Raw genomic sequence first — 13,409 nt, forward strand, 5'->3', positions numbered from 1 at the left:
AACCCATCCTTTTTAGAAATATTACAAATGCTATTTACTTGATAGAGCCTGAGGTCATCCCTTGAACAAATTGCTTACGAACTAATAACATAAATACTACGGTAGGCAAAACGAAAAGTGTTCCAGCTGCAGCCATATGATTCCAGATCACACCTTCTTCACCAATGAAAAACTGTAAGGCAACTGGTAACGTAACTGCTTCCCGATTGGTCAGAATTAAGGCAAACATGAATTCATTCCAAATAATAACAAAGCAAAATACAGATGCTGTTATTATTCCAGGTTTGGCAAGAGGTAATAGAATACTCCATATAATCCTTAATCTGCTAGCGCCATCAATACTGGCTTGTTCTTCAATAGCTATTGGTATCCTGTCCATAAAGCCCTTAATAAGCCATATTGCGTAGGGAATGGTATGGCCTAAGTTCACAATAATCAGACCTAAGGTTGTGTCTAAAAGACCCAAATTCCGAAACATGACGAAATAAGGAATGACATTTATAATTAATGGAATGAATTGAGTTGCCAAAATACCAAACATAATAACTTGTTTTCCGGGAATCTCAAATCGCGAAAGACTGTAGGAGGCTAATACACTAACCACTAATGTAATAATGAGTGTTACAACCACTACAATCGTACTGTTTGAATAGTACTTTCCTAAATCGAAGGAGGAACTGAAAACGGCCAGATAATTTTCTAATGTAGGTTGAAAAAATATACTGGTAGTAAAAACTTCCTCATAAGGTTTAAACGAAGTAAGGAAAATCCAAAATAACGGTACAAAAAGGAAAAGCACGATCAAAAGCACACTTATATTCTCCAAAATAGAAGGAAAGATCTTTCTTATACTTATACGGTTTTCTGCCTTTTTTGGTTGTTTCTCTAGATTCACTTGGGAATTCATCAGTTCCACTGGTCTCCTTTCACAAGCCTTCTCATATAAACAATAACGACTACCATCGTTATCCCCGCTAAGATATATCCCAATGCTGCAGAATAACCCAAATTAAAGAATTGGAATCCAGTTTTATAAATGAAGAAATTCAGAACGGAAGTGGAAGCTCCAGGTCCTCCTTGTGTAAGCGTAACTATTGGATCAAATGCTTTTAATGTAAACATTGTAGTCAGAATCGTTGCAATAAGAATGATCGGTTGTAACATAGGTAAAGTGATACGAAAAAAAGTTTGAAACGAGGAAGCTCCATCCACTTTTGCTGCTTCAAATACTTCCTTTGGCATCCCCATCAATGCACTGATGAACATCAGACTTATAAAAGGCATGAATATCCACACCACTACAGATACAAGAGCCACCATGGCTGTTCCTTCGTGTGATAACCAAATCACATCAGACAAGGCTGGTATGAAAAATCCTATTATTTGATCAAACAAACCATAATCTGGATTGAGCATAAATCGCCAGGAATAACCAATTAAAGCTGGACTGACTGCAAATGGAATAATTAATATAGCTCGGATAAACGATAAGTGTTTTTTTTCTTTACTGAGTAATAATCCCACAAGTATACTTAACACAATCGTTGCAATTACAGTACTTCCTGTAAAAATAAGGGTTGCCTTTAACGTGTTCCAAAACTGATAGTCGGAAAAAGCGCTTAAATAATTATTTATACCAACGAACGGACCCATTTCAGCGGTCTCTTTTAAGTCCCACTCATGAAGACTGATCCAAAATGACCTCACAAGAGGATAAAATGTGGTTAACGCTAACAAAATAAAAGCGGGGATCAGTAAGAAATATTTAAATAACCTGTTTTTCAACGCAACTCCCCCTATTTTTATTAATTAAGATTTGGAAGAGTAATACCTTCCAAATCCTAATTAATAATAAACTTTTCAAACACCATTACTCATAATAACCTTGTTCTTTCATCAGTTCTTCAATTCTTTGTGCAGCTTGATCTAAGGTAGGCTTAACCTCTTTACCTGTTGCCATCTCGTTCATGGCTGTGCTAAGAATATCAGCCACTTGTGGCCATTCAGGGATGGTAGGAAATGTTTTCGCGCTTTGGAAGTTTTTATGACCTACGTTATAAAAGTTATCGGAAAGCTCATTTAATTTTTCATCTTGTAAGTTAGCTTTCTGTGTAACAACAATGGAATGCTGTTCAGCTGGAGACTCATTCGTTAAAGTATCCATCACAATATCTTTTTCCATTTCGGGTTCAGCCAACCATTTAAGGTATTCCCATGCAGCATCTTTATTTTTAGATCCTTTGGTCATTGCCATTGGAAAAGAACTAACGTTTGAAACGCTTTCTTTTCCGTCCCATTTAGGAACTTGAGCAAAACCAACATTATCTGCCAATGCTGAACCATCACTATTGAAACCACTATATGCCCACCACCAGCCTATCCACATAGCTGATTTACCATTTTGGAAATTAGTTCTAGCGTCTTGTTCTCCAAATGTTTTCGAACCCGCTGGAGCGATCGTATCTAAAAGACTGATATAACGTTCTGTAGCTTCGACCCCGTTCTTATTGTTAAATGCGGGTTTCATATTTTCGTCAAAAATATCCCCTCCATTACTCCATAAATAAGAAGTCCACATATAGAGGTTTTGTCCATTATTCCCTGCGCCGTAATACGGAACAATTCCTGATAGATCTGTGTTATCTTGCACTTTTTGTCCGGCGGAAACTAGTTCTTCCCATGTTTCCGGGCTTTCTATATTTAATTCTTCAAATATATCTTTGCGGTAAAACAGCATTTGAACATGTGATCTTACAGGTAAGCTATATACTTTATCATCATAAGTCGATAGATTAAGAACAGCTTCCGGCCATCGGTCGAATTGAAAATCGCCTTCTTCCGCATATTCATTAAGGGGTTCCAGAAACTGTTGAATAGAAGGCCCCATAGTGTCCAGGTATGCGACAACATCATACGCGCCGCTACCTGAGATACCAGCTGTAGTTATATCTTCCAACAAATTTTCGTAGGGTACTATAATATACTCCACTTCAATGCCTGTTTCTTTTGTAAACTCTTCGGTTCTTGCTTGCCAGGCATTAAATTGTCCAACTTCCCCTGCTGAAAGAAGTACAGAAATCTTATTATCATCAGAGTTTCCTCCACTGCTTGAAGAACTACAACCCGTTACCAAAAAGGAAAGGATTAAAAGCATACTGATCATCGTCGAGATATTTTTCCTTTTAATCATTCCATCAACCCTTTCTAAAGGTTTATTACGTTCATCATATAGGGACCACGGTAGTTTAGCCGTTATTTTTGAGTTAAACAGACAAACTTATAGTCTCTCACATACCACCACCTAAATTTTCCCGAATACGTATTCCATAAATGGATCCGATAGTGATTCAATCCGTTCATTTATCACTGATCTTAGTGAGAGGTTAAAGAATTTCTCAATTGATAAAAGTCATTCAAGTAATATTTTTCATACATGTGAGCTGCATTCATTTAGTGATTCAATCCGTTCATTTATCACTGATCTTAGTGAGAGGTTAAAGAATTTCTCAATTGATAAAAGTCATTCAAGTAATATTTTTCATACATGTGAGCTGCATTCATTAATACATCTTCTTGGTAATGGTTTGATATAAGCTGCAGACTAACAGGCATCGAGTCATTAGTTATACCACAAGGAAGAGACAGGGCTGGGTGACCGGTTATATCAAATAAACACGTGTACCGAATCATACAATCCCCTACTTTTTCTTTTGAATGACCAAAATCCACTTCACTCTCGCCAAGCTTTGTCGTTGGCACAGGGAGAGTGGGGGTAGCGATTACATCGATACTCTCGTATAATTCACTTACTTTATGACTCATTATCTCCCGTTTCTTTAAAGCTTCAATATACTCAAAAGAAGAGATGGACCGGCTCTTATCAAACGTTTCTTTAGCACCCTCCCCGTAGAGATCAAGCGACGTTTTTATTAACTCATTATGTGTATAACCGACTTCTGCAGTGGCAATTGTAGTGGCGATATCTATTGATTCCGTAGCAAACGGCATATTTATAGCTACAAGTTCCGCTCCCAATCGTTCAAAATCTTCGAGAGCCTTTTGGTAAATCTCTCGTACTTCTTCATTTATCCCTTCATTAAAATGCTGATCAGGAACTCCGATTTTTAATCCTTTTATGTCTTCCTTTCCTGACTTCTTATAAGGCCTTTTAGTAAGCGCCTCCATAACAATATTTAAGTCACTTACGGTTTTCGTGATCGGTCCAACGTGGTCGAGTGTCCATGACAGCGGCATTACTCCATACATTGGAATCAGGTTATATGTCGGCTTTAAACCGATCACACCACAACAAGCTGCCGGGACACGAATCGATCCTGCTGTATCTGTACCTATCGAAGCCATACTAAGGTTCGCAGCAACAGCTGCTGCAGACCCTCCACTGGAACCACCAGCCATATAATCTGTATTCCACGGGTTTTTAACTGGGCCGTAGAAAGGGTTGTCAGAAGTAATTCCAAATCCATATTCATACATATTGTTTTTCCCGAGATTTAAAGCACCGTTTTCTTTTAATACCTTTACTACGTTTGCATCCTCAGTCGCGATACGATTTTTGTGAATGAGGGAACCATTCGTCGTTCTCATTCCTTTTGTATCAATAGAATCCTTATAAGAGATGGGGACTGCTTGGAGAATACCGTGTTCCCCTCTATTATTCATCATGGTAGCTTCGATTCGTTTCGCTTCACTCAAAGCGCTCTCTTCGCAAATGGTAATAAAAGCGTTGTATTCAGCATTATAGATCCTACATTGATCTAAGTGTTTATTAGTTATCTCTACCGGCGAATACTCCTGATTCTTGTAACCCTTAACCAATTCTTCAATCGTCATATTTACCACATCAATCCACGCTCCAGTTAAACTTTTCCTATTCTTTATGGAAGGCGTACACTAAAAGGCCTCTATTTCTGAACTAACTTGTCCTGTGTCACAATGACAAGTTCAATCGTAATCTTCCTTTGTTTGAACTGCCTTTTCCAATGCAGCCATAATGAAAGAATTAGCGACGACTCCCATATAAGAAGCTCCTTTTAAGTAACCTTCTTTTATTCCTTTTTCATTACCTGATACCGCGCCCATTCGTACCCCGTTTTTGTTTCCCTTTTCAAACAACTCTTCAATAACTTCTTGCACATGTGGATGTTTTGCATCTCCTGCATAACCCATGTTGACTGATAAATCGGTCGAACCGATAAAGGCTATATCAATACCTGGAACATCCATAATCTCCAGAAAATTTTGTACAGCTTTTTCCGTTTCGATATGGACTGCGATTAATACCTCATCGTTCGCTCTCTCTATATATTCTTTGCCTTTATCTTTGCCAAACTTAGCAGGACGGATAGAAAATGCTGTCCCTCTGTTCCCCAGTGGCGGGTATTTCACCTTCTTGATGACTTCTTCCGCTTCTTCTTTACTGTTGACCATAGGAACTTGAATACCTTTCGCCCCACGATCTAATGCTTTCTGAATACTTGAGGGATTGTAGGAAACGCGAACAACAGGAGTCAAATTCACAACTTCTGCAGCCCTGATCATGTGTTCCAATTCTGAAGAACTGAAGCTTCCATGCTCATCATCAATGATCAGAAAATCAAAGCCAGCGTATCCTATCATTTCCACCAGGGAAGGAGCATACATGTTAATAAAGGCTCCCATAACTCTTTCGTCATTGGTAATTTTGTCCTTTATGTGATTACTCATGGTATAGATAACTCCTTTTTAAAAAAGCAAATACGTACCAGCTAACATTGGAACCAATATTGAAGTACAGCTGAGACCGCTTCTGGTTGCTCCATACTACTTAAATGACCACAATGATCAATCGTTACAAGCTTCGAATTTTTTATATTCTCTGCTAGCTCCACATGCATATCCATGGTGCACACTGTGTCATTTTCTCCTGTCATCACAAGTGTTGGACACCCTATTTTGTTCAATGCCGCGCGCCCATCCGGTTTACTTATTAATGCTCTCATTTGACGAACCATTGCAGACTTCCCAATGTTGTCTGCCATTTTCACTATATCAGAAGTCAGTTCCTCATTTTCTTGACTGTCAGGATGAATCAATACGGGCAACAAGTAATCCTTTGTGATTTGCCTGAACTCCCCACCTTCAGCCATGTCTATGAACTTCTTCCAAGTTTCCATTTGCTCTTCCCGGGGAGGTCGCGGGTTTGTATCCAGTAAGGCAAGCTTTAGAACTCTTTCTGGTTCCTGCTTCACCATTTCTAACGCTACAATGCCCCCTAAAGACAAACCAGCAAGTGCAAAACGCTCGGGTGCTTCTTTCAGTACTCTATGGGCCATATCTTCAATAGAGTCATCTTCCGTTAACATGACTACAGATACATCCGTAAAGCTGGAGAGATTTTCAACTTGGTGCTCCCATAACCTTTCATCACAAAGGGTACCAGGTAATAGTATCAGTGGAGGCTTATTCATCTCGTTCAACCTTTCCATATACAATTAAAAATGACTAGCCAAAATTAAAACCTATCATTTTCAAGTTCATCATTTCTTCAACTGAGTATTTGATGCCCTCTTTACCTATCCCACTATTTTTCACACCTCCATAAGGCATGTGATCCACACGAAAGGAAGGAATATCATTGATCATTACCCCACCGACTTCAATTCGTTCAGCAGCATCAAATGCTTTTTCCATTGAATTGGTAAACACACCTGCATGCAATCCATAGGATGAATCGTTTATCATCGCAACAGCTTCCTCCCACTCCTGGTATGGTTGGATCGTCACAATTGGAGCAAATGCTTCATCTGAATTTATGGAAAGGTTGGATAAAGAATCAGTAATAATAGTAGGTTCGAATAAGGAGCCTTCTCTTTTACCTCCGCAAAGAATTTTCGCATTTGAATTTTTTGCTTCTTCTAACCATTGCTCTATTCTTTCCGCTTCATTTAGATGGATCATCGCAGAAATATCGGTATTTTCATCTCTCGGATCACCTTTCACCAACTCTTGCGTGCGCTCCACAAATTTCGAGACAAACTCATCATAAAGCCTCTGCTGCACATAAATGCGTTGGATAGAAATACAAACCTGGCCAGCAAAAGCAAAAGACCCTACGACACTTTTTGCAACAAGCTCATCCAAATCATCGGTGCTATCTACAATTAAACCTGAATTTGAACCAAGTTCTAATGTTACTTTTTTTAAGCCTGCTTTTGCCTTTATACCAAGCCCTACTTCTAAACTACCTGTGAACGTAACCATATTCACCCGGGAATCTCTTACAAGAATATCTCCTATCATACTCCCGCGTCCTGTCACCACATTCAAAACACCTGGAGGCAAACCAGCTTCTTCGAAAATTTCTGCTGTTAATAATGCAGAGAGAGGAGTCTGATAGGCAGGTTTCAACACTACTGAATTACCGCTTGCAATGGCTGGCCCCAATTTATGGGCAACAAGATTAAATGGAAAATTGAAAGGGGTTATAGCTGCTATGATCCCCAAAGGTTCTTTTCTCGTATAAGCAAACCGCCCCACTCCGGAGGCTGCTGCATCCATCGGAATCGTTTCCCCATGAATCCGTTTTGCTTCCTCTGCGGCAAATTTATACGTTTCTATCGTTCTCCGTATTTCTCCCCTTGCTGATTTAATAGGCTTAGCATTTTCAAGTGTCAGTATTTGGGCGCATTCTTCCAATCTCTGTTCAAAAATAGCCGAAGCTCTTTCAAGAATTTTTGAACGTTCAAGGGAAGTCAATTTTTTGATTTTTTCTTTTCCTTTTTCTGCACTCATTAATGCTTTCTCAACCTCTTCTGGCGTAGCAAGAGAAACTTCAGTAATAAAATTGCCATTATAAGGAGATTTCAAATCATAATAGTCGCTTCCTTCTTGCCATTTTCCGTTAATGTACAGCTTTGCCTGTGCTTCTTTCAACATTCCGTTACCTCCTCCCTTCTCATTTGTGGTAAACCATGATAGGCATTCCGATAAATCTTTGCTATATTATCCTTTGATAAGTTATATGGAGTATTGGATAAGAGTCTCTCCACCTTCGATGCCTGATCAGCCAGCAAATTCAGGGAATCTTCTTCTACACCCAGTTCTGATAAAGAACTAGGTAAGTCTAACTGGTCCAGTAGCTCATACAAATAACCAACTACTTCACCCAGCGCTTTATGGGTGTTTTCATCATAATCTCCCAGTTGAAGAAACTTTGCTATTTGAACCATTTCTGTAGCACAAGTCTTCCCTGTCACTTCCAATACATAGGGTAAAAGCAGCGCGTTCGCTACCCCATGTTCAATTTTATATTTTCCACCTAATGGGTAGGCCAGCGCATGCACAGCACCTACCCCTGCATTTGCCAGCGAAATCCCCCCGAATAAACTGACCAGGCTCATCCCTTCTCTGGCTTTTAAATCCTTATCGCCATTGTGCACGGCCCTGTGTATGTTCGGTCCAAATAATTTCATCGCTTTTTCCGCATATATCTTTGTTAATGGGTTTGCTTTTACAGCAACATAGGACTCAATAGCATGAGTAAAAGCATCTACCCCGGATGATGCTGTAACTCTTGGCGGACAGGATATGGTCAATTCAGGGTCGACAATGGAGACGTCCGGTAAGAGAGAAACACTTACAATCCCGCGTTTTAATTGTTCTTCTTCATCTCCAAATATAGCATTCATCGTAACTTCAGAGCCTGTACCAGACGTGGTAGGGAGAAGAATACTAGGAACTGTTCTGGACTCGATTGTTAACTTACCGTTCAAGTATGGAGTGATATTTTCCTTATCCATTAAGGCAGCGGTTGCTTTCGCTACATCTAAAGCACTGCCTCCTCCGATCCCGATAATGAGATCACACGCTTCTTTTTTCATTTTCTCAACAACGTCACCCACAAGCTTAAACGTCGGTTCCCCCTGGGTATCCGTAAATGTGACGATAGAATCTGGAACTTGATCAATAGAGTCTACTAATCTATCCACCAGGCCTGCCTTCTCCAACCCTCTATCACTAATGACCCCTACTTTTTCAGGATGAAATTTTTCGACTTCCTCTGCCAATGTCAAGAAGGAACCTGCTCCCGTTCGAACTACTTTCGGCATATGAAAATCAAACACATTTTGAAGTGTCAAGGTATCCCCTCCTTCTTCCTATCATTTGAGTTATCGTTTCAAAACCGCAAAAGTAAACGCTTACTTTTTACCCATTCGAAGTTTTTCAGCCATTTGTTTTTCTAATTCTTTAAAGTTTTCCGGTGGAATCATTTTACCTTTTTCATCTGCATTAAAGTTATGTTGGGCAGCTCTTTTAACTATCTGCGGTGCCCACTTGGGATCCCGTTTATCAAAAACTTCATGTTGTTCCAAAACAGCAAAGCACCATGCATCTTCCTCACTGATGTTCTCAAAACCTCTATAAAGATGGGGAGGCAAAGATATTAGATCCCATGGTCCAATAATGGTTTCCCCTTCAATCTCATCCGGGCTGTTCCCCCAATAGAAGCGCCAATCTCCTGTAAGAGGAAGGAAAGCTTCAATATAATCGTGCGTATGATAAGCTGGACCGTTTCCTGGCGGGGCTTTCACCATCCCAATCTGAAAACCATGTGGTTCCGTAATGATCGGGTTATATTCTGGATTTTCACTTGCGGTATCCCCCACTAGTGCATAATTGAGACGCTGATGACCTGGTAAAATGCTGTCAATAAACATTAAAGGAATGCCTCTTTCCTTCATATCATCGAAACGTACAATCCAGTTGTTTTCCATTTCTTCATTTGTAATGTTAGTTTTTTTGGTATCTTCCATCATAATTCCCCTTCCAATTTTTAGAATACGTATTCGATAAATGCTAAAAAAATATTCATTTTCCCATTACCATACCGTCCAGCCGCCATCGACACGGATCGTATGTCCTGTAACCATGCTTGAAGAATCTGATGCTAAAAAGAGTACAGAACCATATAGATCTTCCGTCTTTGCTAACCTTCCTAATGGAATCCGATTAAGAATTTCCTGTTTGAAACGATCATCTTCAAACATCGGTTTCGTCATATCCGTTTCAATAAACGTTGGGGCTATCGCATTTACATTGATTTGGTCCTGCGCCCATTCAATGGCAAGGGATTTCGTCAACTGTGTAACCCCGCCCTTGCTAGCACTATAAGCGGTCCTTTTAAAATACCCGACGAAGGCCATTTGTGATGACATATTTATGATTTTTCCATATTGCTGCTCTCTCATATAATGTCCTACTTCTTTAGATAAAAAGAAAACGCTTTTCAAGTTAATATCCATCACTTTATCCCAATCGTCCTCTGTCACACTTTCTGCTTCTTTAGCAATATTCAATCCTGCGTTATTAATTAAAATATCAATGTGCCCAAAATGATCCATTACTCTCTTAACTATTGCCGGAATCTCAATTATATCTGACAAATCAAAAGGCAGAATGAATGCATCTTTCCCCAATGCCTTTATTTCAGCTGCAACATTCTCCAATTCTTCTTTGTTTCTTGCTACGAGGGCAAGATCCGCACCAGCACGGGCTAAAAGTTTTGCGATATCTTTACCAATTCCTTTGCTCGCCCCTGTCACCATCGCCACTTTACCATTTAACTTGAAGAGATGCTCAGGTTCCATCCTCTATTCCCTCCCTCCTATAGTTACTCTTTATATGGAGTAGAAGTGGTTTTACGAACAATTAATTCAGGTTTCAAAGATAATTGAATGGATATTGCATCTGATTCTGTTTTTTCAATCAAAGATATCAGTTTCTTGAGAGCAAGTTCTGCCATATTTTCTTTTTGTTGTGAAACAGTTGTGAGACCAATGTATGCGTTTGCAGATATACTCATATTATCAAATCCAACGACTGATAATTCTTGAGGAATACTAATCTTTCTGCTAGCAGCCGCGTCCATGACAGCCAGGGCCATCTGATCAGATGTAGCAAAAAAACTAGTCGGCCTATCAGGGGAGCTTAATAGATTATAAGAAAAATCGTAAACCTTCCTGTAATCATATTCACCATCATAAACATGAGCATTATTAAGGTCTAGTCCGTGTTTCTCTAGAGCTTCCCGGTAACCTAAATAGCGTTCATATGTTGTTAAATATTTTGTAGGTCCTGCAATAAATGCAATGTCTTGATGTCCTAAATCGACTAAGTGATCGACAGCTAAAACCGCTCCTCTATAATTATCAAGGACTACTGAATTTGAAGAATCACCTTCTACTCTACTGTTGTACAAAACAATAGGAAATCCATTTTCATGCAATTTTTTTATTCTCATGCTTGACCTGCTGATAGAAGAAATGATAATCCCATCCACACGCTTGGAAATCAACGTTTGGATCGCATTCTCTAAATTTTCATCATCATGATCTGTGTTACTGATGATGACATCATATCCCTTCTCCTGAGCTTTTCCGATGATAATCTTAGCAGATTCTGCAAAAAAAGGATTGGATATATCACCTACAATCAAACCTAAGGTATTCGTTTTATTCGTAACCATGCTTCTAGCAACAGAATCCGGTGTGAATTTCAGCTCTTCAATAGCATCCGTAACTTTTTTTCTTGTGGATTCTTTTACCCCCGAATAGTTATTAAGTACTTTTGAAACAGTGGCTTGTGACACATTTGCGACACGCGCGATGTCATGAACTGTGAGCCTCATTTTGATAAATTCCCTTCAACTAACAACTATTTCCCATTCTCTAGGATAAAGCTGTAATGTTATAGAATACGTATTCGAAACAATTCCAAGTTTAAGAGAAGAATTGATTTTTGTCAATGTATTCTGAAAATTTATTCTATTTTATTTATTTTTTCGACAACGATTTGGTTAAATGACCTCTCTACAACACTGAAGATATATGCGACCATTACTGAAAATTTGGAAGAAAAAAAACGTCTCAATAGTTCCGTGAGCTAATGAGAGGCTAACTAAAATAGGATATTCGGTTTTCCAATGTCCCATATATACTAATAAAGAATTACATAGGGATACGCATCTTTTTTCAGCTAATGTGCCTGATCCCCACTGCTTTAGAGAAATAGATATTAGGCAACTATCAGGTCAAGTATTTCCCCTACTTATAGAGTTGAATCAAGCAACCCTCATCCCACTACTGCCGAGACAAGGCCCTTGATTCCAAGAATTTATAAAAATCAGCTGGTTCTGACTTCGTCTCTGACGTTTTCCTCCTCTACCATTTTCCTTACCATTTGATCAATCCGCTCCACTTCCGACGGAGCATCTTTCCACCAGCTTCTGCTCCATATCCTGGCTATCGTCCCCCCCCCTTACTTTCAAGGAAACGTTGACGATAAATGGTGTAGTCTGGGGGATAATATTCTTCCTCCTCTTCGCTAAAGTTTTAATACAAGGGGTCAATCAAGGCACTTGCTTTTTCGTCACGACGATAAGGCCGACATCGCTTTTTTCAGGGACGAACCCACCCAATACAAGGTAGCCATGTGCATATAGACGCCTACCAAATGATCCCTTATTATATTTCGTATTCTTTCGGTACATTCTTCGAGAAAAGATTTGTCCACCTCTCCTCCCTCCTAAGAGCTTTTGAAAATTTGTATCTTTGAAACGACTCTGATACTTCAAACCGTAACCAACATCCTATCCATCCCGATATGAGCCGTCCAAATCAGGCTAACCGCCAACAACCAATACAACGTTATTAAGGTAAAAAGGTGACCTTAATAAATGGATGGACTTACAAGAATTTTTTTACCCCCTGGCTCTCCCTCTACACCAAAAAGAGCATACGAAAAACCCTTCAGGAAATAAATCCTGAAGGGTTAATGGATAATGTGGCGGCGTCCTACTCTCACGGGGTAAACCCGACTACCATCGGCGCTGAAGAGCTTAACTGCTGTGTTCGGCATGGGAACAGGTGTGACCTCTTCGCCTTCACCACCACATCAATATAAAGTTAGAAAAATAATTGGTTGCGGGGACAGGATTTGAACCTGTGACCTCCGGGTTATGAGCCCGACGAGCTGCCAGACTGCTCTACCCCGCGATAGTGTGGGAAAATTTATTTATTCCCATAAGTTCATGTGAACCCTCAAAACTGGATAAGGAAACATTCAAGAATGAAAAAGGAAGGATCTTTTCACGAACGATATTGATCAGATAGATAAGTCATCGATCCATTAGTATCCGTCAGCTCCACGTGTCACCACGCTTCCACCTCGGACCTATCAACCTCATCGTCTCTGAGGGATCTTATTTGCTTAAAGCAAAGGGAAATCTCATCTCAAGGGGGGCTTCATGCTTAGATGCTTTCAGCACTTATCCCGACCACACGTAGCTACCCAGCGATGCTCCTGGCGGAACAACTGGTACACCAGCGGTGTGTCCATCCCGGTCCTCTCGT

Annotated in this window: 11 protein-coding genes, 1 tRNA gene, 2 rRNA genes and 1 pseudogene; all 15 read right to left on the reverse strand. The window is 39.8% G+C overall.

Features of this window, described 5'->3' with window-relative positions; translation table 11 throughout:
* Positions 1 to 34 precede the first annotated feature (34 nt).
* The gene (locus BLW54_RS11080) at positions 35 to 907 is read right to left on the reverse strand and encodes a carbohydrate ABC transporter permease (protein ID WP_083391518.1); all 873 of its coding nucleotides are present in this window, start codon (positions 905 to 907) and stop codon (positions 35 to 37) included.
* A complete protein-coding gene (locus tag BLW54_RS11085) occupies positions 907 to 1,785 on the reverse strand; it encodes a carbohydrate ABC transporter permease (protein WP_035504668.1) in 879 nt (292 codons plus the stop codon). Before BLW54_RS11085 ends, BLW54_RS11080 begins: the two co-directional genes overlap by 1 nt.
* 85 nt (positions 1,786 to 1,870) lie before the next feature.
* Entirely contained in the window at positions 1,871 to 3,190 is a 1,320-nt protein-coding gene (locus BLW54_RS11090) for an ABC transporter substrate-binding protein (RefSeq protein WP_035507423.1), read from the reverse strand.
* A 293-nt stretch (positions 3,191 to 3,483) separates the two neighbouring features.
* A complete protein-coding gene (locus tag BLW54_RS11095) occupies positions 3,484 to 4,851 on the reverse strand; it encodes an amidase (RefSeq protein ID WP_074734671.1) in 1,368 nt (455 codons plus the stop codon).
* Between the two features lie 111 nt (positions 4,852 to 4,962).
* Positions 4,963 to 5,724, reverse strand: coding sequence for an HpcH/HpaI aldolase family protein (locus tag BLW54_RS11100; RefSeq protein ID WP_035504665.1), 762 nt, complete (start codon positions 5,722 to 5,724; stop codon positions 4,963 to 4,965).
* Positions 5,725 to 5,765: 41 nt separating this feature from the next.
* Positions 5,766 to 6,467 (reverse strand): alpha/beta fold hydrolase, encoded by a 702-nt coding sequence (locus BLW54_RS11105; RefSeq protein WP_074734629.1) that lies wholly within the window; start codon positions 6,465 to 6,467, stop codon positions 5,766 to 5,768.
* A gap of 34 nt (positions 6,468 to 6,501) precedes the next feature.
* Positions 6,502 to 7,935 carry an aldehyde dehydrogenase family protein gene (locus BLW54_RS11110; protein WP_074734631.1) on the reverse strand — a complete coding sequence of 478 codons (1,434 nt, stop codon included), beginning with the start codon at positions 7,933 to 7,935 and terminating at the stop codon, positions 6,502 to 6,504.
* Positions 7,929 to 9,137 (reverse strand): iron-containing alcohol dehydrogenase, encoded by a 1,209-nt coding sequence (locus BLW54_RS11115; RefSeq protein WP_244153505.1) that lies wholly within the window; start codon positions 9,135 to 9,137, stop codon positions 7,929 to 7,931. The genes BLW54_RS11110 and BLW54_RS11115 overlap by 7 nt, the downstream gene beginning before the upstream one ends.
* A 60-nt stretch (positions 9,138 to 9,197) precedes the next feature.
* The gene (locus BLW54_RS11120) at positions 9,198 to 9,815 is read right to left on the reverse strand and encodes a cupin domain-containing protein (RefSeq protein ID WP_244153506.1); all 618 of its coding nucleotides are present in this window, start codon (positions 9,813 to 9,815) and stop codon (positions 9,198 to 9,200) included.
* Positions 9,816 to 9,878: 63 nt separating this feature from the next.
* Positions 9,879 to 10,646, reverse strand: a complete 768-nt coding sequence (locus BLW54_RS11125; protein ID WP_051744147.1) for an SDR family NAD(P)-dependent oxidoreductase — start codon at positions 10,644 to 10,646, stop codon at positions 9,879 to 9,881.
* Positions 10,647 to 10,669: 23 nt separating this feature from the next.
* On the reverse strand, positions 10,670 to 11,686 hold the full coding sequence (locus tag BLW54_RS11130) for a LacI family DNA-binding transcriptional regulator (protein WP_074734634.1): 1,017 nt from the start codon (positions 11,684 to 11,686) through the stop codon (positions 10,670 to 10,672).
* Positions 11,687 to 12,586: 900 nt separating this feature from the next.
* Positions 12,587 to 12,720, reverse strand: a pseudogene (locus BLW54_RS21240) (DUF4260 family protein); the annotation flags it as partial.
* Positions 12,721 to 12,838: 118 nt separating this feature from the next.
* Positions 12,839 to 12,951: ribosomal RNA gene (gene rrf / locus BLW54_RS11135) — 5S ribosomal RNA — on the reverse strand.
* A gap of 24 nt (positions 12,952 to 12,975) precedes the next feature.
* Positions 12,976 to 13,052, reverse strand: a tRNA-Met gene (locus BLW54_RS11140).
* Positions 13,053 to 13,165: 113 nt separating this feature from the next.
* A 23S ribosomal RNA gene (locus BLW54_RS11145) occupies positions 13,166 to 13,409 on the reverse strand; the annotation flags it as partial.

The sequence above is a fragment of the Halobacillus karajensis genome (assembly GCF_900108515.1).
Lineage (GTDB): Bacteria > Bacillota > Bacilli > Bacillales > Halobacillaceae > Halobacillus > Halobacillus karajensis.

Bases quoted from the DNA above. Each gene is read 5' to 3' on its own strand.
- BLW54_RS11105 (WP_074734629.1), bottom strand. From the start codon at position 6,467: ATGAATAAGCCTCCACTGATACTATTACCTGGTACCCTTTGTGATGAA.
- BLW54_RS11095 (WP_074734671.1), bottom strand. From the start codon at position 4,851: ATGACGATTGAAGAATTGGTTAAGGGTTACAAGAATCAGGAGTATTCG.
- BLW54_RS11090 (WP_035507423.1), bottom strand. From the start codon at position 3,190: ATGATTAAAAGGAAAAATATCTCGACGATGATCAGTATGCTTTTAATC.
- BLW54_RS11100 (WP_035504665.1), bottom strand. From the start codon at position 5,724: ATGAGTAATCACATAAAGGACAAAATTACCAATGACGAAAGAGTTATG.
- BLW54_RS11110 (WP_074734631.1), bottom strand. From the start codon at position 7,935: ATGTTGAAAGAAGCACAGGCAAAGCTGTACATTAACGGAAAATGGCAA.
- BLW54_RS11120 (WP_244153506.1), bottom strand. From the start codon at position 9,815: ATGATGGAAGATACCAAAAAAACTAACATTACAAATGAAGAAATGGAA.
- BLW54_RS11080 (WP_083391518.1), bottom strand. From the start codon at position 907: ATGAATTCCCAAGTGAATCTAGAGAAACAACCAAAAAAGGCAGAAAAC.
- BLW54_RS11130 (WP_074734634.1), bottom strand. From the start codon at position 11,686: ATGAGGCTCACAGTTCATGACATCGCGCGTGTCGCAAATGTGTCACAA.
- BLW54_RS11125 (WP_051744147.1), bottom strand. From the start codon at position 10,646: ATGGAACCTGAGCATCTCTTCAAGTTAAATGGTAAAGTGGCGATGGTG.